The sequence below is a fragment of the Pseudomonas sp. Lz4W genome (genome assembly GCF_000346225.2).
GTDB classification, from domain to species: Bacteria; Pseudomonadota; Gammaproteobacteria; order Pseudomonadales; family Pseudomonadaceae; genus Aquipseudomonas; species Aquipseudomonas paraversuta.
Map to the genome: position 1 here is coordinate 1,745,360 of NZ_CP017432.1, position 21,177 is coordinate 1,766,536.

Genomic DNA, 21,177 nt, shown 5'->3' on the forward strand with positions numbered 1-21,177 from the left:
CAAACATGGCTCACCTCTTGCTCTTGATGGCAGTGCCGAGCACTTGCAGGTAGGCCACCAGCGCGTCCATTTCGGTCTTGCCCTGTACCGACTGTCTGGCATTGGCGATGTCTTCGTCGGTGTAAGGCACGCCCAGGGTGCGCATCACTTCGAGTTTCTTCTGGGTATGGCTGTCATCCACCGGTTCGGAGACCAGCCACGGGTAGGCGGGCATTTTCGACTCGGGTACGACGTTGCGCGGGTTGTACAGATGCGCGCGGTGCCAGTCATCCGAGTAGCGGGCGCCGACCCGCGCCAGATCCGGCCCGGTACGCTTGGAACCCCACAGGAACGGGTGATCCCAGACACTTTCACCGGCGACCGAGTAATGGCCATAGCGCTCGGTCTCGGCCCGGAACGGACGAATCATCTGCGAGTGACATTGCACGCAGCCTTCGCGAATGTAGATGTCACGACCTTCCAGTTGCAGCGCGGTATAAGGCTTCATGCCTTCGACCGGGGTATTGGTGACATCCTCAAAGAACAGCGGGACGATTTGCGTCAGGCCGCCGACACTCACACAGAGAATCATCAGCAACAGCATCAGGCCGATATTTTTTTCAACGATTTCGTGTTTCATGGCGAACTCCTCAGGCCATCTGCGCGGCGGCTACGACTTCAGCGGGCTCGGCGTTACGCACGGTGCGCCAAGTGTTGTATGCCATCAGCAACATGCCGCTGAAGAAAATCGCGCCGCCGATCAGGCGCACGACATAGCCCGGATGGCTGGCCACCAGGGTTTCGACGAAGGAGTAGGTCAGCGTGCCGTCTTCGTTGACTGCGCGCCACATCAGGCCCTGGGCGATGCCGTTGACCCACATCGAGGCGATGTAAAGCACTGTGCCGATAGTGGCTAGCCAGAAGTGCGCGTTAATCAGGCCCATGCTGTACATCTGCGGGCGACCGAAAATTTTCGGGATCATGTGATACAGCGCGCCGATGGAAATCATCGCCACCCAGCCCAATGCCCCGGCGTGTACGTGGCCGATGGTCCAGTCGGTGTAGTGGGAGAGGGCGTTGACGGTCTTGATCGCCATCATCGGTCCTTCGAAGGTCGACATGCCGTAGAACGCCAGGGACACCACGAGGAAACGCAGGATCGGGTCGCTGCGCAATTTATGCCAGGCGCCCGACAGGGTCATCATGCCGTTGATCATGCCGCCCCAGCTTGGCGCCAGCAGAATCAGGGACATCACCATGCCCAGTGACTGGGCCCAGTCCGGCAGTGCGGTGTAGTGCAAGTGGTGCGGGCCGGCCCAGATGTAAAGGGTGATCAGGGCCCAGAAGTGCACGATCGACAGACGATAGGAATAGATGGGACGTTCGGCCTGTTTCGGCACGAAGTAGTACATCATCCCCAAAAAGCCGGCCGTCAGGAAAAAGCCCACAGCGTTATGGCCGTACCACCACTGCACCATGGCGTCAGTCGCACCACCGTACAGCGAGTAGGACTTGGTGAAGCTGACCGGGATTTCCAGGTTGTTGACGATGTGCAAGATGGCCACGGTCACGATAAATGCGCCGAAGAACCAGTTGCCCACGTAAATGTGTTTGGTCTTGCGCTTCATGATCGTGCCGAAGAACACGATGGCATAAGCGACCCAGACGATGGTGATCAGGATATCGATCGGCCACTCAAGCTCGGCGTATTCCTTGGAGCTGGTGTAGCCCAGCGGCAAGCTGATGGCAGCCAGCAAAATCACCAGTTGCCAACCCCAAAAGGTAAACATGGCGATCTTCGGCGCGAACAGTGTTGCCTGGCAGGTACGTTGCACTGCGTAAAAGGACGAGGCAAACAGTGCACAACCGCCGAAGGCGAAGATCACCGCGTTGGTGTGCAATGGGCGCAAGCGCCCGAAACTGGTCCAGGGCAAATTGAAGTTGAGTTCCGGCCAGACCAGCTGCGCGGCGAGAAAAACGCCGAGCCCCATACCGACGATGCCCCAAACCACCGTCATAATGGCAAATTGGCGGACCACCTTGTAGTTGTAGGCAGTACTTGTAGAAGTGTTCATGGTTCCCCATCCACGGTTCAGGCGCATACAAAGGTACGCCTGGAGTTATAGGCAGACTAAAAGCGAGGCAAGCATGGGCGTAGCAGGCAAGGCCGGTATTGACAGGGATCAATGGGCGCAATGCGTGCAGGAGCAGGGCTGGTTATGGAGTCCGGCCACCGGCGAGGTGAAAAACCCGCAACCGCAGACCCTGATCCTGGCCCATGGTGCCGGTGCTCCGATGGACAGTGCCTGGATGACCGGTATGGCTGAACGCCTTGCGGCACGAGGGGTGAACGTATTGCGCTTCGAGTTCCCGTACATGGCGCAACGCCGGCTCGATGGTGGCAAAAGGCCGCCAAACCAACAGGTCAAATTGCTAGAATGCTGGCGCGAGGTGTATGCCGGGGTGCGACAGCATGTCGCCGGGCAAATTGCGATTGGCGGCAAGTCCATGGGCGGGCGCATGGCCAGTCTGGTGGCTGATGAGCTGGGGGTTGCTGCTCTGGTCTGTCTGGGTTACCCGTTTTACGCCTCCGGCAAACCGGAAAAACCCCGGGTGGCGCACTTGGCCGGGCTGCAGACAGCCACCCTGATCGTGCAGGGCGAACGTGATGCCCTGGGCAACCGGCAAGCCGTCGAGGCTTACACCCTGGCGCCGGGCATTGAACTGCACTGGTTAGTGGCGGGGGATCACGACTTGAAGCCGCTCAAGGCATCGGGGTTTAGCCATGAACAGCATCTGGACGCTGCTGCCGACAAAATCGCCCAATGGCTCCAGGCCGGTGATGCCCTGTAGGAGCGAGCTGTTCAATATGCCAGCGAAGAGCTCGCGAGCAAGCTCGCTCCTACAGGTTAAAGGGGGGGCAGTGCTTAACGGTTGAACCGCTCCACCAGCGAATACTGGGTGTTTACCGTCTGGGTCAGCTCTTCGCTCAAGCGCGCCGAATGCTGGGCCTGCTCTGAGGTCTGGTCAGCGAGGTCGGCAATGGTGCTGATGTTGCGGCTGATTTCTTCCGCCACTGCACTTTGTTCCTCGGTGGCTGCCGCGATCTGGGTGGTCATGTCGGTGATATTGGCCACCGCTTCACTAATGCCCACCAGGGCCTTGTCGGCTTCCAGTACCCGGGCCACGCCTTCTTCAGCCTGACGATGCCCGGCATTCATGGTCTGTACGGCAGTGGCCGCTGTCTGCTGCAACTTGGCGATCAGGCCATGAATCTGTCCGGTCGACAGGCTGGTGCGTTGTGCCAGTTGGCGCACTTCGTCAGCCACTACGGCAAAGCCGCGGCCCATTTCACCGGCACGTGCGGCTTCGATGGCCGCGTTCAAGGCCAGCAGGTTGGTCTGGTCGGCAATGCCTTTGATCACGTCAACCACGCCGCCGATTTCATCGCTGTCCTTGGCCAGCTGAGTGACTGTCGCGCCGGTTTCGCCGACCACGATGGACAGGCGTTCAATGGCTTCGCGGGTCTCACCGGCAATGTCGCGACCGCGGCTGGTCAGGCGATTGGCTTCTTGAGTGGCGTCAGCCGTGCGCTGTACGTGGCTGGCAACTTCCTGGGTGGTGGCTGCCATCTGATTGACCGCGGTAGCCACTTGTTCGGTCTCCACCCGCTGGCGCTCCAGCCCCTTGGAGCTTTTGTGTGCCAGCTCATCGGATTGACGGGCTTGCCCGCTCAAATGCTCGGCGGTGTCCTGCAGGCGGGTCAGGCAGGTCTTCAGTCGTGCTTCCTGACTCAGAATCGACATTTCCAGGCGCGCTTGCGGGCCGCGGCTGTCGGTGTACATCTGCGCAATCAGCGGGTCCGACGTGGTTTGTTCGGCCAGGCGCAGCAAGCGCTTGATCCCGCGCTGTTGCCAGCTCAGCCCCAGTAACCCCAGCGGAATCGACAACAGGGCCGCCAGGGCAAAGCCCCAACTGGAATTGAGCAGGGCACCAATCATGAAACTCAGTTGGCTCACCAGAATGAACGGCAGCCAGTCCTGCAGCACGGGGATCCATTTATCGCGCTGTGGCACCGCCGACTTGCCGCGATTAAGGCGCGAATACAGGGCTTCGGCACGGCGGATCTGTTCGGCGCTCGGCTTGACCCGAACCGACTCATAGCCCACCACGCGCTCATTCTCGAATACCGGGGGCACGTAGGCGTTGACCCAGTAATGGTCGCCGTTGCGGCAACGGTTTTTCACGATGCCCATCCACGGAGCGCCTTTTTTCAAGGTGCTCCACATGTGTTCAAAGACGGCAGAGGGAACATCCGGATGGCGCACGAGGTTGTGTGGTGCGCGGATCAGATCTTCACGCAAAAACCCGCTGATCTCGACAAAGTCGTCGTTGCAATAGGTGATTACACCTTTGGCATCGGTGGTGGAAATCAACCGTTGCTGAGCGGGGAACGTACGTTCGCGTTGGGTGATGGGCTGGTTATTCCGCATGTCATATCTATCCGCAAGACTTTGACAGGCTGTCGGCATGGCCAGGGATTTGTTTAATTTATATTTCGGCTGCCGGGTGCGGCGAAACGCCCCGGTAGCCGTTGTGTGCTAGATAGCCCGCATCGGGTAGGTAAAAAACACGAAGTGCAGCAGGTTCAGCCCGAAGTGAGTAGCGATTGCCGCACCCAGCCCGCCGAAGCGCCAGGCCAGGCCATAACCAAGGCCGGCAATCCCCGACAGCAGCACCCAATGCCAGCCAGCGGCCATGTGCGCCAGACCGAACAGCAGCGCAGCCATGACCAGGGCCAGAGTCTGGCCATGGGGCAGTTGTTTGAACCAGCGACTCAAGCCGCCCTGGATGTAGCCGCGAAACAGGGCTTCTTCCACCAGGGTCACCAGCAGTAAATTGTTCAGCACCCATATCCAGCCAGAGGCTGGCCATTTTGGGGCCCAGGTAATCATGCCCAGCAGCATGGCGCCGCCCAGAGCCGCAATCGCCACCAGGGTCAGGGCCATCAACGTGGCGGCAAACGAAACCCGCCAGCCGAAGCGTGGCGCAATCCAGGGGCACACCAGCAATAGCCAGAAGCCGATCAGCGGCTTGTCCAGATTGAGGTACAGCGAGAAGGGCACGGCGTCCGGTGTCAGCCGCTCAGGGTTGATGGCGCGGCCATTATGGAAACCGGGTAACCAGTGCAGGGCCAGCGCCAGGGCGAGCAATACAAACAGCCCGTGACCGGCATAACGCAGCCATTGCTGGCGCTGCTGACGGGCTGCGAGCCCGGCCAGGATCAAGGCAAACAACGGGATAAGGGCCTGGGCGGTCAATTGGCCGTAACTCAAGGCCAGGCAGTAGCCCAGGCTCAGAAATGCCAGATAAGGCCATGGCAGAGCAATCATGAAAATCCTTGTAATTGTTAAAAAAACGCCCCGAATGCAGATCGGGGCGCTGAGGATACATCGCGAGACAAGCTCGCTCCTGCACAAGGTTAACCTATGTCGCGGTATACGATCTCACTGACACAACCCCACCTGCAGGAGCGAGCTTTTCTACGGGACCGGCCAGAGGTAGCCAGAGCGTTTCAGGAGGCAATCAACTGGCGCAATACATAGTGCAGGATCCCGCCTGCCTTGAAGTATTCCACCTCATTCAGGGTGTCGATGCGGCACAGCACTTCGATTTTTTCCTGTTGACCATCCTCGCGGGTGATGACCAGCGTCAGGTTCATCCTTGGCTGCAGTTCGGCATCCGTCAGCCCCAGGATATCCAGGGTTTCCTTGCCGGTGAGTTTCAGGTTCTTGCGATTCTGGTCCAGTTTGAATTGCAGCGGCAGCACGCCCATGCCCACCAGGTTCGAGCGGTGGATGCGTTCAAAACTCTCGGCAATCACCGCTTTGACCCCCAGCAGGTTGGTGCCTTTGGCCGCCCAGTCGCGACTGGAACCGGTGCCGTATTCCTGGCCGGCAATCACCACCAGTGGTGTCCCCGCTGCCTGATAACGCATCGCCGCATCATAGATTGGCAGCTTTTCGCCGCTCGGGATGAAGATCGTATTGCCACCTTCTTCGCCGCCGAGCATTTCGTTGCGAATGCGGATGTTGGCAAAGGTGCCGCGCATCATCACTTCATGGTTGCCGCGCCGCGAACCATAGGAGTTGAAGTCCCGCGGTTCGACGCCTTTCTCGCGCAGATAGCGTCCGGCCGGGCTGTCCGCCTTGATATTGCCGGCAGGAGAGATGTGATCGGTGGTGACCGAGTCGCCAAGCAACGCCAGCACCCGGGCACCCTTGACGTCCTTGATCACCGGTAGCGGGCCGTCGATGTCATCGAAGAAAGGGGGATGCTGGATGTAGGTCGAATCTTTCTGCCAGACATAGGTTGCGGCCTGTGGCACCTCAATGGCCTGCCATTGTTCGTCACCGGCAAACACCTCGGCGTATTCCTTGTGGAACATGGCGGTAGTCACCTGTGCCACGGCATCGGCGATTTCTTTCTGGCTGGGCCAGATATCGCGCAGGTATACCGGTTTGCCGTCTTTACCGGTGCCCAGCGGTTGAGTGCTGATATCAATACGCACGCTGCCGGCCAGGGCGTAGGCGACCACCAGCGGTGGCGAGGCCAGCCAGTTGGTTTTCACCAGAGGGTGCACGCGTCCTTCAAAGTTGCGGTTGCCCGACAACACCGAAGCCACGGTCAGGTCAGACTGGGTGATGGCTTTTTCGATCGGCTCGGGCAACGGCCCGGAGTTGCCGATGCAGGTGGTGCAGCCATAACCCACCAGGGCGAAGCCCAACTGGTCGAGGTACTGGGTCAGGCCTGCGGCCTTGTAGTAGTCAGTCACCACCTTGGAGCCGGGCGCCAGGGAAGTTTTCACCCACGGCTGGCTTTTCAGGCCTTTTTCAACGGCTTTTTTTGCCACCAGCCCGGCAGCCATCATCACACTCGGGTTGGAGGTGTTGGTGCAGGAGGTAATGGCCGCGATCACCACCGCGCCGTTTTTCAGGCGATAGGTCTGACCTTCAACGCTGTAGTCCACCTCACCGATCAAGTCGGCATTGCCCACGGCCACGCCACCACCGCCTTCACTTTCAAGGCGGCCTTCTTCTTTATTGGCCGGTTTGAATTGCAGGCTCATAAACTCGTCAAAAGCCTGGCTGACATTGGGCAGCGAAACCCGGTCTTGGGGGCGCTTTGGCCCGGCCAGGCTGGCTTCGACGCTACCCATGTCGAGTGCCAGGGTTTCGCTGAAGACCGGCTCCTGGCCCGGCAAGCGCCACAGTCCCTGGGCTTTGCAGTAGGCTTCGACCAGTTTCACGGCGGCTTCGGGGCGCCCGGACAGGCGTAGATAGTCCAGGGTGATTTGATCGACCGGGAAAAACCCGCAGGTGGCGCCATATTCCGGTGCCATGTTGGCAATGGTGGCGCGGTCAGCCAGGGGCAGATCCGCCAGTCCATCGCCGAAAAATTCGACGAACTTGCCGACAACCCCCTTGCTGCGCAGCATTTGCGTCACCGTCAGCACCAGGTCGGTGGCGGTGATGCCTTCTTTGAGTTTGCCGCTGAGTTTGAAACCCACCACTTCCGGGATCAGCATCGAAACCGGCTGGCCGAGCATCGCGGCTTCGGCTTCAATCCCGCCCACGCCCCAGCCCAGTACACCCAGGCCATTGATCATGGTGGTGTGGGAGTCGGTGCCGACCAGGGTGTCCGGGAACGCATAAGTGCGGCCGTCTTCGTCCTTGGTCCAGACTGTCCGTCCCAGGTACTCCAGGTTCACCTGATGGCAAATCCCGGTGCCGGGCGGTACCACGCTGAAATTGTCGAAGGCATCCTGGCCCCAGCGCAGGAACGCATAACGTTCGCCGTTGCGCTCCATCTCAATATCAACGTTTTGTTCAAAGGCACTGGGGCTGGCAAATTTGTCGACCATTACCGAGTGGTCAATCACCAGGTCTACCGGGGACAGCGGATTGATTCGCTGTGGATCGCCTCCGGCCCTGGCCATCGCCGCACGCATGGCGGCCAGGTCGACCACCGCCGGCACGCCGGTAAAGTCCTGCATCAACACCCGGGCCGGGCGGTACTGGATTTCCCGGTCGCTGCGCCGCGCCTTGAGCCAGGCGGCCAGTGCCTTGAGATCCGGTTCGGTGACGGTCTTGCCGTCTTCCCAGCGCAGCAGGTTCTCCAGCAGCACTTTGAGCGACATGGGCAGCTGGCTTAAATCCCCCAGTGACTTGGCGGCAAGCGGCAGGCTGAAATAGTGATAAGTCTTATCGTCGACTTTTAGTGTGGCGAGGGTGTTCAGGCTATCAAGGGAGGACATGAAATGACTCCTTTTGATCCGCACGGTACGGATCGTGTGGAACGAACAGAGCTTCTAACGTAGCCCTGAATCATTGATCTGGCTAATAACTGGACTGTCTATAAGGGTTCAAGGTTCCGAACTCAGTTATCATGCTGGCCTTTTCGTGACAGTCCTTGCTCCAAATCAAGGATGCGCAGCCGGCCAATTCCCGCCTGCTGCCCAGGAGTAATTCAATGAACACCGTTTTTATGCACTGCCGGCCCGGTTTTGAGGGAGAAGTCTGCTCCGAAATCGCCGAGCATGCTGCCCGCCTCAATGTCTCTGGTTATGCCAAGGCCAAGCCGAGCAGTGCCTGTGCCGAATTTGTCTGTACCGAAGAAGGCGGCGCCGAACGCCTGATGCGCGGTTTGCGTTTTGCCGAACTGATTTTCCCGCGTCAATGGGCCCGGGGCGGTTTTATCGAACTGCCGGAAACCGACCGCATCAGCGTGATTCTCGGGCACATGGCCGACTTTCCGGTCTGTGGCAGCCTGTGGCTGGAAATGGTCGATACCAATGACGGCAAAGAGCTGTCCAACTTCTGCAAGAAGTTCGATGCTCACCTGCGCAAAGCCCTGATCAAGGCCGGCAAGCTGGTGGAGGACGATGAGCAGAAGCCGCGGCTGCTGTTGACCGTTAAAAGTGGACGCGAACTGTTCCTTGGTCTGGCCGAGTCGAACAACTGTGCCATGTGGCCCATGGGCATCCCGCGGTTGAAATTTCCCCGTGAAGCGCCTAGCCGTTCGACCCTCAAGCTGGAAGAAGCCTGGCACCACTTCATCCCCCGCGACCAGTGGGATGAGCGCCTGCACAGTGACATGACCGGGGTTGACCTTGGCGCAGCGCCCGGCGGCTGGACCTGGCAGCTGGTCAATCGCGGCATGATCGTCACCGCCATCGACAACGGCCCGATGGCAGAGAGCCTGATGGACACCGGACTGGTGCAGCACTTGATGGCGGATGGGTTCACCTTCAAGCCCAGGCAGCCGGTGGACTGGATGGTCTGCGATATCGTGGAAAAGCCTGCGCGTAATGCGGCGATGCTCGAAGAGTGGATCGGCGAAGGTCATTGCCGCGAAGCGGTGGTCAACTTGAAATTGCCCATGAAACAGCGTTATGCCGAAGTGCGGCGTTTGCTTGATCGCATTGCTGACGGTTTCAAGGAACGCGGTATCCAGGTCGAAATCGGCTGTAAGCAGCTGTACCACGACCGCGAAGAAGTGACCTGCCATTTGCGTCGACTGGACGTGAAAAAAACCAAATCCCGTTGATTCAGGAGTAACTGATGAGTTTTGCTGATTTGCCGGTTGACGGCACTCTGGACGCTACCGGCCTTAACTGTCCGGAACCGGTGATGATGCTGCACCAGCACATTCGTGACCTGGTACCGGGCGGTTTGCTGAAAGTCATCGCCACCGATCCCTCGACCCGGCGCGACATCCCCAAGTTCTGCGTGTTTCTCGACCACGAACTGGTAGGGCAGCAGGAAGAGGCGGGCAAGTACCTGTACTGGATTCGCAAGAAGCAGGACTGAGCAAGATCCTGCAGGAGCGAGCTTGCTCGCTCCTGCAGTGTGGGTCTATGCCATGCGAATCCGCTCTTTGGCGCTGCGGGTCAGGCGTACGCTGAGCATCAGCGCCGCGCAGGTCAGGCCCACAATCAGGCCCTGCCACAGCCCGCTGGGGCCATTGGCCGGGCCGAACCAGTCGGTCAGGCCCAGCGCATAGCCCACCGGCAAACCAATCCCCCAATACGCGAACAGGGTCAGGATCATCGTCACCCGCGTGTCCTGATAGCCGCGCAACGCGCCCGCCGCAGTCACCTGAATCACATCCGAAAACTGATACAGGGCGGCAAACATCAACAGCATGGTCGCCACCTCGATCACCAGCGGATCGGCCGTGTAGACGGTGGCAATCTGCTCGCGCAACAACAGGATCAGACTGGCAGAGATGCCCGCCCATACCAGCGCAGTGCCCATGCCGACCCCGGCGACGAAACGTGCTTCGCGCGGTTGCTGGCGCCCCAGTGCCTGGCCCACGCGGACGGTGATTGCCATGCCCAGGGAGTAGGGGATCATAAACACCAGCGAGCTGAAGTTCAGAGCGATTTGATGGCCTGCCACCACCGTTGCCCCCAAGCTGCCGATCAACAGGGCAATCACCGCAAAAATGCTCGACTCGGCAAATACCGCAATGCCGATCGGTAGCCCCACACTCAGCAAACGCTTGATGATTGCCCATTGCGGCCATTCAAAACGGCTGTATACCCGGCTCGACTGGTAGATCGCACCACGCCAGGTCCAGGCCACCATGCCCAGGGCCATAAACCACATTACAATGGCCGTCGCCCAGCCACAGCCCACGCCACCCATGGCCGGGACCCCAAAGTGCCCATAAATGAACACGTAGTTGATCGGGATGTTGAGCGCCAGGGCACACAACCCCAGCACCATGCTTGGCCGCGTACGGCCCAGGCCATCACTGAAGTTACGCAGCACGCAATACAGCCCCACCGCCGGCATGCCGCTGGCGATCCCGTGCAAATAGCCCATGCAGGGTTCAATCAGGTCCGGGGCGACTTTCATCAGATGTAACAGCGGCTCTGCACCCAGCAGGATAAATGTCGCACACAGCCCGGTAATCAGCGCCAGCCACAGGGCCTGGCGCACGATCGGGCCGATCTCCCGGTGATTGTTGGCGCCAAAACGCTGGGCAACTTTAGGCGTGGTGGCCAGCAGGATGCCCGACATCAACAGAAACACCGGTATCCAGATCGAATTGCCCAGGGCCACGGCCGCCAGGTCCCGAGGCCCGACGCGTCCGGCCATGACGGCATCGACAAAACCCATGGCCGTGGTGGCCACTTGGGAAATGATGATCGGAAACGCCAGCGCCAATAGCGCCCGCACTTCCGTGCGAACCCGGGCCGGGCGGCTGACAGGGGCGGCAGGGGTGTTATCAGTGACAGAGTTCACAAGCGTGCATCCACAGTGTTTAACGCGCAAAGCCGGCGATTGTACGCCTGCCCCGGAGCTCGGCAAACCTTGAGTTGTAGGGGCTTTGTAAGCGCGATTGAAAGTGCTTGGCACAGCTTGCTGGCCCATTGATGACTACAACGCCTACACTGCCACTCCGCCAAAGGAGCCTGCCATGTTGATTGTTGCTGACGAAAATATTCCGCTGATCGAAGAGTTCTTTGCCGGCTTCGGTGAAATACGCCGTCTGCCGGGACGCCAGATCACGCGTGCAGACGTGCATGCTGCGGATGTGTTGCTGGTGCGCTCGGTGACCAGGGTCGATCGCGACTTGCTGGAAGGCAGTGCGGTACGTTTTGTCGGTACCTGCACCATTGGCACCGACCATTTTGATCTCGATTACTTTGAACAGGCAGGTATTGCGTGGTCCAGTGCCCCGGGCTGCAATGCCCGCGGCGTGGTGGACTATGTGCTCGGCAGCCTGCTGACCCTGGCCGAAATCGAAGGTGTCGATCTTATTCAGCGCACCTACGGGGTTATTGGCGCCGGGCAGGTGGGCGGGCGTCTGGTCGATGTGTTGCGGGCACTGGGCCTCAAGGTGCTGGTCTGCGATCCACCGCGCCAGGCGGCTGAAGGTGGCGACTACGTCAGCCTTGAACACATCATCGAGCACTGCGATGTGCTCAGTTTGCATACTCCGTTAAGCACCAGCGGCAGCTTCCCGACCCGGCATTTGCTTGACCGCCAGCGCCTGGACCGGCTCAAGCCGGGGACCTGGCTGATCAACGCCAGTCGCGGTCCGGTGCTCGACAATAAGGCGCTGCGCGAAGTCCTGACCCGGCGCGATGACCTGCAGGCAGTGCTCGATGTGTGGGAGCACGAGCCTGAGGTGGATCTGCAACTGGCGGACATGTGTGTGCTGGCGACGCCTCATATCGCCGGCTACAGCCTGGATGGCAAGCAGCGGGGTACGGCGCAGATCTATCAGGCACTGTGCGACTTCCTCGGGCAGCCGGCTGTGGTCAGCCTGTCAGACTTGTTGCCGGCACCCTGGCTGGCGAGGGTCGCACTGAGTGCCAATACTGATCCGGGCTGGGCCCTGGCCATGCTGTGTCGGGGTGTCTATGACCCGCGTCGCGATGATGCGGACTTTCGCCGCAGCCTGATCGGCAGCGTCGAAGAGCAGAAGCTGGCGTTTGACGGATTACGCAAAAACTATCCGGTACGTCGTGAGATAGAAGGCCTGGAGGTGCATGTCGAGGGCGAGTCGGTGGCCTTGAAGCAATTGGTCAAGGCGCTGGGTGGGGTGTTGGTTTAAGCACCGGGCACAAAAAAACGGCCCTTTCAGCGGGGCCGTTGTATGTTCTGAGCGCTGTTGCAGGAGTGGGCCGCGCGACGCATGGGACCCGGTTAAACCCTGTCGCCTGCATCGCGGGCAAGCCGCGCTCCTGCCGAGGATCAGTCTTTGTGCACAGGTTTGACCAGACGCAGCTCCAGTTCGTGGCAGGCGTCCTGAATCATCTCTTCAGTGATCGAAATTTCCTGGCCATTTTCATCGATAATGGCGCACCCCAGTGATTGCTTGGCTTGCGTACGAATCACTGGAACCGCTTGAGCATTGTGTTGCAAATCCATGGCCTGTCTCCTCATCAGGGTGTCTCGCTACTTTAGGTCCGTTTAGTGACCAAGCTGTGACATGGCTTGGCGACGGACCCAGTCCAACAGAAATATCCTGAAACTTCCACCCTCACTTTAGAACGATAATGCCTATGGCTTGTTGTCTCAGGTCATATTCAAAACGATTGAGAAAGGTTTAGCTCTGCGCAGCTGACTTCGTTGTAGGCTGTTTCACGCTTTCTTCTGGATGCCTTCCATGCTTTCTTCGCGTCAACGCCGGGCCATTCGCTTGGCCGCCCATTTTGTAGCGCCTTATCGTTGGCAGGCGGTGGGTGCCTTGCTGGCCCTGATCGTCACTGCGGGTGTCACCCTTTCGATGGGGCAGGGCATTCGTCTGCTGGTCGACAAAGGCTTCATGACCCAGTCGCCACACTTGCTCAACCAGTCCATCGGTTATTTTCTGCTGCTGGTGCTGGCTTTGTCGGTGGGTACATTTGTGCGCTTCTATCTGGTGTCCTGGATTGGCGAACGGGTGGTGGCTGATATCCGGCGACAGGTGTTCAACCACCTGATCGGCCTGCATCCGGGCTTTTATGAGAACAATCGCAGTTCGGAAATCCAGTCGCGGCTGACCACCGACACCACGCTGTTGCAATCGGTGATCGGGTCGTCCTTGTCCCTGTTCCTGCGCAACAGCCTGATGGTGATAGGTGGTGTGATCCTGCTGTTTATCACCAATCCCAAACTCACCAGCATCGTGGTGGTCGCGCTGCCACTGGTACTGGTGCCGATCCTGTTCTTTGGCCGCCGCGTGCGTACCCTGTCGCGCCAGAGCCAGGATCGTATCGCCGATGTCGGCAGCTACGTGGCCGAAGCCCTGGGCCAGATCAAAACGGTCCAGGCTTACAACCACCAACAGCAGGATCAACAGCGCTTTGCCAGCACCGTCGAAAATGCATTTGCCACCGCCCGCAAACGCATCCTGCAGCGCTCATGGCTGATTACCCTGGTGATCCTGCTGGTGCTGGGGGCGGTCGGCGTGATGCTGTGGGTCGGTGGCATGGACGTGATCGCGGGGCGCATTACCGGCGGTGAGCTGGCGGCATTCGTGTTTTACAGCCTGATCGTCGGCAGTGCCTTTGGCACCCTGAGCGAGGTGATCGGCGAGCTGCAACAGGCTGCGGGAGCAGCTGAGCGAATTGCCGAGCTGCTGCAATCGAAAAGCCTGATCATGGCGCCGAGCAGCGATTTGCTGGTATTGCCCCGGCGGGTGGCCGGTAACTTGCAGCTTGAGAACCTGTACTTTTCTTATCCGTCACGGCCTGAAAGCTATGCCATTGAAGGGCTGAGCCTAACGATCAATGCGGGCGAAACCCTGGCTCTGGTGGGGCCATCGGGGGCAGGCAAGTCGACGTTGTTCGATTTGCTGCTGCGTTTTTACGATCCCCAGGCGGGCCAGGTCCTGCTCGAAGGCCTGCCCATTACCCGGCTGGACCCCCACGACCTGCGCCGTTGCTTTGCACTGGTGGCGCAAACCCCGGCCCTGTTTTTCGGCACCATTGAAGACAACATCCGCTATGGCAATGCCCTGGCTACCGACGCCCAGGTCGAAGCTGCGGCACGGATTGCCCATGCCCACGATTTCATACAGCAAATGCCCGAGGGTTATAAAACCCATCTGGGAGATGGCGGTCTGGGCTTGTCTGGCGGGCAGCGTCAACGGTTGGCCATTGCCCGGGCGCTGCTGGTGGATGCGCCGATTCTGCTACTGGATGAGGCCACCAGTGCCCTCGATGCGCAAAGTGAGCACTTGATCCAGCAAGCCCTGCCGAGCCTGATGCAAGGCCGCACCACGCTGGTCATCGCCCACCGCCTGGCCACCGTACAAAATGCCGACCGGATTGCGGTGATGGATCAGGGCAAGCTGGTGGCGATAGGTACCCACGCGCAATTGATCGCCAGCAACCCGCTGTATGCGCGGCTGGCGGCGTTGCAGTTCAATGTGGATATGGGCACGCAATGACGTGTAGGAGCGAGCTCTTTAAACAGCTCGCGAGCAAGCTCGCTCCTACAGATTTTTAGCGGTATTCACACAGGTAAGCAGTCTCAACCACGACCTTGAGCTGGAACTTGCTGTTGGCCGGTACGTTGAACTGGCTGCCGGTGGCGAAAGTCTGAAACTGCTCGCTGCCTGGCAGTTTGACGCTCAACTCGCCCGATACCACGTGCATGATTTCGCGCTCGGCGGTGCCGAACTCGTATTCACCCGGGGCCATGACGCCAATGGTGGCTTTGCCTTCGGCTTGTGCGAAGGCAATCGACTTGACGGTACCGTCGAAGTATTCGTTGACTTTAAACATGGCGATTCCTCGGAATGGGCTAAAAAGGGCTGGCCAGTATGCAGAAGCCGTTTTATCCCGTCACGCCATTTTATGGCCGCTAAACCTTGAGGATCAGCGGCAACAGGCGGGCAGTGTTACGGGCATCTTCCAGTGCCCGATGCTGCTGCCCGTTGAACTGCATGCCTGCCAGTTGCAGGGCACTGTTAAGCCCCGGCGCACTCTTTAGCTGGCGGGCCTGGGCAAATTGCTGCTTGAGGTTCATGTGTGGCAAACGAGCCAGCGCACTGTCGAGTTTTTTCTGCTGCCATTCCTGCTCCAGCTGCTTGCGGTCGTAGTCACCCCAGCTGGCCCAGCCTTCAAGTTTGGGCAGGTGCTGGCCGAGCCAGCGCTCGAACTGCTCCCACACCTGCGGCAGCGGAGCCCCGGCATCAATATTGGCCTGGGTGATACGGGTCAGATGACGGCAAAAAGGGGTCAGCAGCGGACGCCGTTGCGGGCGGATAAAGCGCTGGAAGTGGTCCACCTCCCGCCCGGCTCGAGTGACTACACTGGCGCCGATTTCAATGACTTCCATTTCTTCTATCGGCCAGCCGCCATCATCGGTAGTCGCTTCCAGGTCAATAACCAGCCAGTGAGGCATGTGCAGCTTCCTTAAACAGCATCGGCGTTGAGAAGGGGAGCGTAGCTAAAGCAGCGCAAATTTGTAGTGGGCCGGTCCGGCTCTTGCTTGATAACCTGTGCACCCTTAAATTACGCGCACGCATGATGTCAGGTTGTGCGCAGATCAATAAGTTCCAGTGATGGGCTCGACCAGGGGTGCATGGCTTTGAAGTGTTTGCCAGTGTGGATGGTCCATTGTGCAGTGCTGTCCTTGGGCACATTTTTTCTGACACCCGCCTGGGCTGTCCAGGAAGTCAGAGTGGGGGCGGCCCATTTTCCGCCCTATACCGTGCGCCCGGAAATCGGCGTTGATACCGGCCTGTTGCCGCAACTGCTCGACGCCCTGAATCAATTGCAGGGGGACTACCACTTCGTCATCGTCCCTACCTCCAATGCTCGGCGCTACCGTGAGTTCGAGCAGGGGCGCATGGACATGGTGCTATTCGAAAACCCGACCTGGGGCTGGAATACCATTGCGCATAATCCGGTAGACATGGGGCTGGAAGATGTCGAAGTGTTTGTCGCCAAGCGCCAGCCTGGCCGTGGGCAAACCTATTTTGGCGACCTGGCCAACAAGCGGCTCGCGCTCTTTAACGGCTATCACTATGCCTTTGCCGGATTCAATACTTCGCCCAAGGCCCTGACCGAAAAATTCCACGCCAGCCTGACTTACTCCCACGCCAGCAATTTACAGATGGTCCTGCGCGGGCGGGCAGATATCGCGCTGATTACCCGTTCCCATCTCATCGACCTGCTGAACAAGAATCCGCAGATTGAACCAACGGTGCTGGTGTCCGACCGGGTCGACTATATCTACCATCACTACGCGTTATTGAGTCCCCGGGCGCCGATCCAGGGTGCGCAGTTGGCGAAGATGCTGCAGGCGCTGCGTGACAATGGCCAGTTTGCCTCGATCTTCGCGCCTTATAAAATTGCCCAGGTACCCGCGCAAATACCCGGGGCCCAGGCCGTACCCTAGGGGCGCCGGGTATTTGCCGCAGCGAGCTCCTGCAGGTGGGGGTTCTCAGTGTCTGGCAAAGATATCCGGCTGGGTTCCCGACACTTTTCGGCAATGCACCAGCGCATCCCGAATCATGAAGTTCACCAGGGTCGGTGATACTCCCAATTCCTTGGCGATATCTTTTTGCTGCACGCCGTGCAGGCGATACATCTCGAACGCATAACGGGTGCGGCTCGGCAGTTCGGTCAGGGCGACCGCGATGTGCTCCAGCGTCGAAAAATTGATGTGCGAGGTTTCTGGAGACGCGCCGTGAATGACCACATTCAAACCTTCCTCTTCAGTTCCCGAATACTTCTGTTCGAGCGCCTGCTTGCGGTAGTGGTCAATCGCCAGGTTGCGCACGATCTGGAACAAGTAACTCAGTTGCGCCTTGAATGATGAAGTGATCTGCGGCGCAGACTGCAAGCGGAAGAAAGCGTCCTGCACCACATCTTCAGCCCTGGATCGGCAGCCGGTGATACGAGCTGCGATTTTGACCAGGATCAGCCGGTTATCAACGAAGGCTTGGAGTAGGGGTGAGTCGCACCTGCTTGTGGACACTTGTTCCGTCATGGAGATCACCTGTTGCGAGTGAATGAGTGCAGGGCTCGGTAAGCGTCCTACACAGCTCGCAACAAATTAGGCTGAATGATAATTATTGTCAATTGAGAAAGAGAATTAATGGCGCTTGAGATGGAGGATTGAGAGGTTGTTCACATCGCCCGGCAGTGCCTCTAAAACGCCACTATTGGCCGGTCCCATGATCTGTCCGGCACAACCGTTCTCAAGGCAAATCTGCAGGAGCGAGCTTGCTCCTGCAGGCATTGCGGGGTTATTTGGGACCGAGGATTTTCACCAGTTTGTCCGGTGACGGTGCGCCTTGCTGCTGTTGCAGGTTGCCTTGCTCGTCGAGGTAGAAAATCGCCGGGGTGGCCGACACATCGAGGTCAGTCATCAACTGTGCATTGGCATCCAGCTTGGCTTGAACGTCAGCCGGGATCTTGGTCAGGGGCTTGAGCTTGCTGGCCTTGCCGGCTTGCTCATGTTCGTGCAGGGCCTGCTGCGGGTCTTTGGCGGCCAGCAACGCAGCAGATTTTGCCGGGCTGTCTTCGCGGATGATGCCGACCATGATATGGCGCAGCTGTACCTTGCCCGACTCTACCCATGGACGGGCCTGTTCCCAGAACATGTTGCAGTACGGGCAGTTCGGGTCGCTGAACAGGTAAACGATGCGCGGTGCATCTTTCTTGCCGTCGGCAATCCAGTTGCTCTTTTCCATATTGGCCCAGACCTGCTTGGCCATCGGCTCGTACACCAGCTTTTGCAGCGGTGCCAGGCTCAGGTCCTTACCATCAGCGTCATACAGATTGCCCACCAGCACGTTTTTGCCATCCGGGGTCAAATACAGGGCCATGCCACGGTTCTGGTACTGCGCGGCATAGCCACGCATGCCGCTGGGCGCATCGAAACTGCCAATGATTTTTGCACCTTTGGCTTCAATCTTCTTGATCGGCGCCGGCCACTCTTCAGCGTGCACCAGCGACGATTGCAGCAGGGCGGCGCCCAGCAGGGTGGTTATGCTCAGGTTTAGCAGTTTGCGGTTAAACATTTTTGCAGATTCCTAGCAGGGTCGGCCTGGTGGGCCGACATTGAATTGTTCTGATCGAAGCTTTCCAGCGCACGGGCCAGGCTGGCTTCGGACAGCTCGCCCAGATGACTGCCCAGCAGGCGGCCTTCAGGACTGTAGAACAGGGTAGTGGGCAGGGCCATCGAACCCACTTTTTGTGCCAGTTGGCCGCCGCTGTCGAACAGCACGTTGCTGAGGTTCAGACCTTGGGTTTCAAGGAAGGTGCTGACGCTCTGCATGCTCTCGCCCTGATTGACGAACAGGAAGGTCACGTCCTGGTGTTGATGCTGAGCGTTTTGCAGCACCGGCATTTCCCGGCGGCAAGGCGGACACCAGGTGGCCCACAGGTTGATGACCAGCGGGCCGCCCTGATAACTGCTCAGTTGCACCGATTCGCCACTGGCATTGCGCAACACCAGTTCGGGCATGCGTGTGCCTTGTTCGTAGAGGCTGGACGAGAACGTGGCCAGCAGCCAGAACGCCAGGCCAGTACCCAGCCCCCAGCCCAGAGGGCGCCGCAGCCCCTGGCGGCGCCAGCCCCAGATCACTGCGCCGATCACCACCGCCAATAACCCCGGCCACAACACAAAACCACCGTCGCGCAGGTCGAGAATCTGCAGCAGGTCCTTCTGGAAGTAGCGCCAGTAGCTGATCACAAAGCCGATGCGGGCCACCAGCAAACCCAGCAAGAACAGGCTGAACAACACTGACTCAGGGTTTTCGCCACCGCGTTTGGCCACCCGCCAACCCACCAGCGTCGCCAGGGCGAGGGCCAGTATCAGCAGTAAGTGGTTGATGGCCAGGGCAAATGAACCAATGGTCAGAGTGAGCATTTAGAGGAGTTCCCGAGTGGCATTCCAGTTATTCAAAAAGGTCTCGGCGTTGACTTCGCCGGTGATGCGTTGCCCACGTCGCTCTGCACCGTCGGGGCCGATCCAGATGAAGCTGGGAGGCCCGGGGACTTGATAGCGGCTGAGCAATTCGCGGCTGGCGACATTATCGGCGGTCACATCAAGACGCAACAGGCGCACGCCCTCTAGCGCCTGCATCACCTGAGGCTTGGCAAAGACCTGTTTTTCCATGACCTTGCAGGACACACACCAGTCGGCGTAGTAATCGAACAACACCCATTGCCCTTGTTCCTTGGCACTGGCCAGTTCGCGCTCGAGGCTGGCGGGGTCCTTGATGGTGATGAAGGCATCATGGGCAGTCGTGGCGCTGCTGCCGGCGACTGTTTTGGCGGTATACACCTGCAACGGTTGCCACAGATCGGAACCGCCACCGGCTGCTCCCACCAGTAACAGGCTGCCCCACAGACCGGCCAGCAGACTGAGCGGGCTGAACAGCATTCTGGCGCGCAGGAAGGTCTGCGCCTGTTGCCACAGGCTGCACGCCACCAGAACCAGCAACACGCCCCACAAGCCGACCCACAGGGATTCGTCGAGCACCGGGCGGACCAGCAGCAGGGCCGTGCCCAGGAACAGGAAGCCGAACAGGCCTTTCATCAGGTTCATCCAGGCCCCAGGCTTGGGCAGGAAGCGGCTGCCGACGGTGACCAGCAGCAACAGTGGAACGCCGATGCCGAGCCCCATCACAAACAGCACCAGGCCACCTTGCACGGCATTGCCGCTTTGCGCGATATACAGCAGGGCGCCGGCCAGCGGGGCGGTCATGCACGGGCCGACCAGCAAGCCGGACAGCGCGCCAAGAATGCCCGCACCCAGCAGGCTCCCGCCTTTACGCCCGCGGCCGGCGGTTTCCAGCCGGTCACGCAGCGCTGCGGGCAATTGCAGTTCGAAGAAGCCAAACATTGGCAGCGACAGCACCACGAACAGGGCGGCAAAGCTGCCCAGTAACCAGGGTTGTTGCAGCAGTGATTGCAAGTTGGCGCCCAGCAGTGCGGCCAGCACGCCCAGCCCGGCATATACCAGCGCCATGCTGATGACGTAACTGCCTGCCACTGCAAAGCCGCGTCCGGCGCTGGCGCCGCTGCCCACCACCAGTCCGGCCAGAATCGGCAGCATCGGCAGCGAGCACGGAGTAAAGGCCAGCAACAGGCCCAAACCGAAGAACAGCAGCAAGCTCCAGCCCAGCGAGCTCTGTTGCAAGCTGGCGGCCAGGGACTGGTCCTGAGCCTGGCCTTGCGCTGCAACCGGTGCAGTGCCGCCCAGGTCCACTGTCTGGCTCTGCGGCGGGTAGCACAGGCCGGCATCGGCACAGCCTTGCCAGCTGACTTTGACCTGGCCGCTGGCACCTGCCGGAATCAGCAATTCAAGGCTGTCGCGATAGACCTGGGTCTCGCCAAAAAACTCGTCGCTGTGTTCCTGCCCTTGTGGCAGCGCAGGCTTGTGCGCTTCGTCCAGGCCGTCAAACTTCAAGCGCTTTTGATACAGGTAATAGGTGTCGGCGACCTTCCAGTGCAGGCGGGTTTCGCCGGACGGCATGGCTTCAGAGCTGAACTCGAAGGCTTTATTGGCAGGCAGGAAGTCGGGCTGTGCGAAAGGATCGTCCGTGCCCTTGGCTTGAGCCAGACCGGCGAAACACACCAGCAACAAAGTCATCAACAAACGCATCTTTAAAACCTTAAGCAATCACAAGTGGCGCTACAGTGCTGGCAACCCATTAACTGATTATTAA

19 protein-coding genes are annotated in these 21,177 nt (G+C 59.4%); 6 read left to right on the top strand and 13 right to left on the bottom strand.

What is annotated here, in order from left to right; all coding sequences use genetic code 11:
* Nucleotides 1-10: 10 nt before the first annotated feature.
* Nucleotides 11-619: a cytochrome-c oxidase, cbb3-type subunit II gene (gene ccoO, locus B195_RS08270; RefSeq protein WP_003447220.1), complete on the bottom strand. Its 609-nt coding sequence runs from the start codon at nucleotides 617-619 to the stop codon at nucleotides 11-13.
* 10 nt (nucleotides 620-629) lie between these two features.
* Nucleotides 630-2,054: a cytochrome-c oxidase, cbb3-type subunit I gene (ccoN, locus tag B195_RS08275; protein WP_003447222.1), complete on the bottom strand. Its 1,425-nt coding sequence runs from the start codon at nucleotides 2,052-2,054 to the stop codon at nucleotides 630-632.
* Between the two features lie 73 nt (nucleotides 2,055-2,127).
* On the opposite strand from ccoN, the gene B195_RS08280 reads away from it, so the two are divergent.
* On the top strand, nucleotides 2,128-2,832 hold the full coding sequence (locus B195_RS08280) for an alpha/beta family hydrolase (RefSeq protein WP_003447224.1): 705 nt from the start codon (nucleotides 2,128-2,130) through the stop codon (nucleotides 2,830-2,832).
* 74 nt (nucleotides 2,833-2,906) lie between these two features.
* Here the strand turns inward: B195_RS08280 and B195_RS08285 are convergent, their stop codons facing one another.
* The 3 genes from B195_RS08285 to acnA all read right to left on the bottom strand — a co-directional run bounded on the left by B195_RS08285 (nucleotide 2,907) and on the right by acnA (nucleotide 8,296).
* Entirely contained in the window at nucleotides 2,907-4,472 is a 1,566-nt protein-coding gene (locus B195_RS08285; RefSeq protein ID WP_003447226.1) for a PAS domain-containing methyl-accepting chemotaxis protein, read from the bottom strand.
* Between the two features lie 108 nt (nucleotides 4,473-4,580).
* The gene (locus tag B195_RS08290) at nucleotides 4,581-5,372 is read right to left on the bottom strand and encodes a CPBP family intramembrane glutamic endopeptidase (protein ID WP_003447228.1); all 792 of its coding nucleotides are present in this window, start codon (nucleotides 5,370-5,372) and stop codon (nucleotides 4,581-4,583) included.
* A gap of 182 nt (nucleotides 5,373-5,554) precedes the next feature.
* Entirely contained in the window at nucleotides 5,555-8,296 is a 2,742-nt protein-coding gene (acnA, locus tag B195_RS08295; RefSeq protein ID WP_003447230.1) for an aconitate hydratase AcnA, read from the bottom strand.
* A 215-nt stretch (nucleotides 8,297-8,511) separates the two neighbouring features.
* On the opposite strand from acnA, the gene rlmM reads away from it, so the two are divergent.
* Together rlmM and tusA are read left to right on the top strand one after the other, a co-directional pair.
* Nucleotides 8,512-9,588 carry a 23S rRNA (cytidine(2498)-2'-O)-methyltransferase RlmM gene (gene rlmM, locus B195_RS08300; RefSeq protein ID WP_003447232.1) on the top strand — a complete coding sequence of 359 codons (1,077 nt, stop codon included), beginning with the start codon at nucleotides 8,512-8,514 and terminating at the stop codon, nucleotides 9,586-9,588.
* Nucleotides 9,589-9,602: 14 nt separating this feature from the next.
* Complete coding sequence (tusA, locus tag B195_RS08305) at nucleotides 9,603-9,851, top strand: sulfurtransferase TusA (RefSeq protein WP_003447233.1); 249 nt, start codon at nucleotides 9,603-9,605, stop codon at nucleotides 9,849-9,851.
* A gap of 45 nt (nucleotides 9,852-9,896) precedes the next feature.
* Here tusA and B195_RS08310 read toward each other — a convergent pair whose 3' ends face one another.
* Complete coding sequence (locus B195_RS08310; RefSeq protein WP_003447235.1) at nucleotides 9,897-11,294, bottom strand: MATE family efflux transporter; 1,398 nt, start codon at nucleotides 11,292-11,294, stop codon at nucleotides 9,897-9,899.
* A gap of 175 nt (nucleotides 11,295-11,469) precedes the next feature.
* Here B195_RS08310 and pdxB point away from each other — a divergent pair, with 175 nt between their 5' ends.
* Nucleotides 11,470-12,612 (top strand): 4-phosphoerythronate dehydrogenase PdxB, encoded by a 1,143-nt coding sequence (pdxB, locus tag B195_RS08315; protein WP_003447236.1) that lies wholly within the window; start codon nucleotides 11,470-11,472, stop codon nucleotides 12,610-12,612.
* A 140-nt stretch (nucleotides 12,613-12,752) separates the two neighbouring features.
* On the opposite strand, the gene B195_RS22975 is transcribed toward pdxB, so the two are convergent.
* A complete protein-coding gene (locus B195_RS22975; protein WP_003447239.1) occupies nucleotides 12,753-12,929 on the bottom strand; it encodes a PA1571 family protein in 177 nt (58 codons plus the stop codon).
* Nucleotides 12,930-13,158: 229 nt separating this feature from the next.
* Between B195_RS22975 and B195_RS08320 the strand changes: the two genes are divergently transcribed.
* Nucleotides 13,159-14,934 carry an ABC transporter transmembrane domain-containing protein gene (locus B195_RS08320; protein WP_165439657.1) on the top strand — a complete coding sequence of 592 codons (1,776 nt, stop codon included), beginning with the start codon at nucleotides 13,159-13,161 and terminating at the stop codon, nucleotides 14,932-14,934.
* Between the two features lie 55 nt (nucleotides 14,935-14,989).
* Here B195_RS08320 and B195_RS08325 read toward each other — a convergent pair whose 3' ends face one another.
* Both B195_RS08325 and B195_RS08330 read right to left on the bottom strand, forming a co-directional pair.
* Nucleotides 14,990-15,271, bottom strand: coding sequence for a pyrimidine/purine nucleoside phosphorylase (locus B195_RS08325; RefSeq protein ID WP_003447243.1), 282 nt, complete (start codon nucleotides 15,269-15,271; stop codon nucleotides 14,990-14,992).
* Nucleotides 15,272-15,350: 79 nt separating this feature from the next.
* Nucleotides 15,351-15,893 (bottom strand): exonuclease domain-containing protein, encoded by a 543-nt coding sequence (locus tag B195_RS08330; RefSeq protein WP_003447245.1) that lies wholly within the window; start codon nucleotides 15,891-15,893, stop codon nucleotides 15,351-15,353.
* Between the two features lie 180 nt (nucleotides 15,894-16,073).
* On the opposite strand from B195_RS08330, the gene B195_RS08335 reads away from it, so the two are divergent.
* The gene (locus B195_RS08335) at nucleotides 16,074-16,892 is read left to right on the top strand and encodes a substrate-binding periplasmic protein (protein WP_369826376.1); all 819 of its coding nucleotides are present in this window, start codon (nucleotides 16,074-16,076) and stop codon (nucleotides 16,890-16,892) included.
* 45 nt (nucleotides 16,893-16,937) lie between these two features.
* On the opposite strand, the gene B195_RS08340 is transcribed toward B195_RS08335, so the two are convergent.
* The 4 genes from B195_RS08340 to dsbD all read right to left on the bottom strand — a co-directional run bounded on the left by B195_RS08340 (nucleotide 16,938) and on the right by dsbD (nucleotide 21,113).
* A complete protein-coding gene (locus B195_RS08340) occupies nucleotides 16,938-17,486 on the bottom strand; it encodes an RNA polymerase factor sigma-70 (protein ID WP_003447249.1) in 549 nt (182 codons plus the stop codon).
* Nucleotides 17,487-17,745: 259 nt separating this feature from the next.
* On the bottom strand, nucleotides 17,746-18,522 hold the full coding sequence (dsbG, locus tag B195_RS08345; protein ID WP_003447252.1) for a thiol:disulfide interchange protein DsbG: 777 nt from the start codon (nucleotides 18,520-18,522) through the stop codon (nucleotides 17,746-17,748).
* A complete protein-coding gene (locus tag B195_RS08350; protein ID WP_003447255.1) occupies nucleotides 18,501-19,373 on the bottom strand; it encodes a TlpA disulfide reductase family protein in 873 nt (290 codons plus the stop codon). The genes dsbG and B195_RS08350 overlap by 22 nt, the downstream gene beginning before the upstream one ends.
* On the bottom strand, nucleotides 19,374-21,113 hold the full coding sequence (dsbD, locus tag B195_RS08355; protein ID WP_003447258.1) for a protein-disulfide reductase DsbD: 1,740 nt from the start codon (nucleotides 21,111-21,113) through the stop codon (nucleotides 19,374-19,376). It abuts the gene before it with no gap.
* Nucleotides 21,114-21,177 lie beyond the last annotated feature (64 nt).

Bases quoted from the DNA above. Each gene is read 5' to 3' on its own strand.
- ccoO (WP_003447220.1), bottom strand. From the start codon at position 619: ATGAAACACGAAATCGTTGAAAAAAATATCGGCCTGATGCTGTTGCTG.
- ccoN (WP_003447222.1), bottom strand. From the start codon at position 2,054: ATGAACACTTCTACAAGTACTGCCTACAACTACAAGGTGGTCCGCCAA.
- B195_RS08280 (WP_003447224.1), top strand. From the start codon at position 2,128: ATGGGCGTAGCAGGCAAGGCCGGTATTGACAGGGATCAATGGGCGCAA.
- B195_RS08285 (WP_003447226.1), bottom strand. From the start codon at position 4,472: ATGCGGAATAACCAGCCCATCACCCAACGCGAACGTACGTTCCCCGCT.
- B195_RS08290 (WP_003447228.1), bottom strand. From the start codon at position 5,372: ATGATTGCTCTGCCATGGCCTTATCTGGCATTTCTGAGCCTGGGCTAC.
- acnA (WP_003447230.1), bottom strand. From the start codon at position 8,296: ATGTCCTCCCTTGATAGCCTGAACACCCTCGCCACACTAAAAGTCGAC.
- rlmM (WP_003447232.1), top strand. From the start codon at position 8,512: ATGAACACCGTTTTTATGCACTGCCGGCCCGGTTTTGAGGGAGAAGTC.
- tusA (WP_003447233.1), top strand. From the start codon at position 9,603: ATGAGTTTTGCTGATTTGCCGGTTGACGGCACTCTGGACGCTACCGGC.
- pdxB (WP_003447236.1), top strand. From the start codon at position 11,470: ATGTTGATTGTTGCTGACGAAAATATTCCGCTGATCGAAGAGTTCTTT.
- B195_RS22975 (WP_003447239.1), bottom strand. From the start codon at position 12,929: ATGGATTTGCAACACAATGCTCAAGCGGTTCCAGTGATTCGTACGCAA.
- B195_RS08320 (WP_165439657.1), top strand. From the start codon at position 13,159: ATGCCTTCCATGCTTTCTTCGCGTCAACGCCGGGCCATTCGCTTGGCC.
- B195_RS08325 (WP_003447243.1), bottom strand. From the start codon at position 15,271: ATGTTTAAAGTCAACGAATACTTCGACGGTACCGTCAAGTCGATTGCC.
- B195_RS08330 (WP_003447245.1), bottom strand. From the start codon at position 15,893: ATGCCTCACTGGCTGGTTATTGACCTGGAAGCGACTACCGATGATGGC.
- B195_RS08335 (WP_369826376.1), top strand. From the start codon at position 16,074: ATGGCTTTGAAGTGTTTGCCAGTGTGGATGGTCCATTGTGCAGTGCTG.
- B195_RS08340 (WP_003447249.1), bottom strand. From the start codon at position 17,486: ATGACGGAACAAGTGTCCACAAGCAGGTGCGACTCACCCCTACTCCAA.
- dsbG (WP_003447252.1), bottom strand. From the start codon at position 18,522: ATGTTTAACCGCAAACTGCTAAACCTGAGCATAACCACCCTGCTGGGC.
- B195_RS08350 (WP_003447255.1), bottom strand. From the start codon at position 19,373: ATGCTCACTCTGACCATTGGTTCATTTGCCCTGGCCATCAACCACTTA.
- dsbD (WP_003447258.1), bottom strand. From the start codon at position 21,113: ATGCGTTTGTTGATGACTTTGTTGCTGGTGTGTTTCGCCGGTCTGGCT.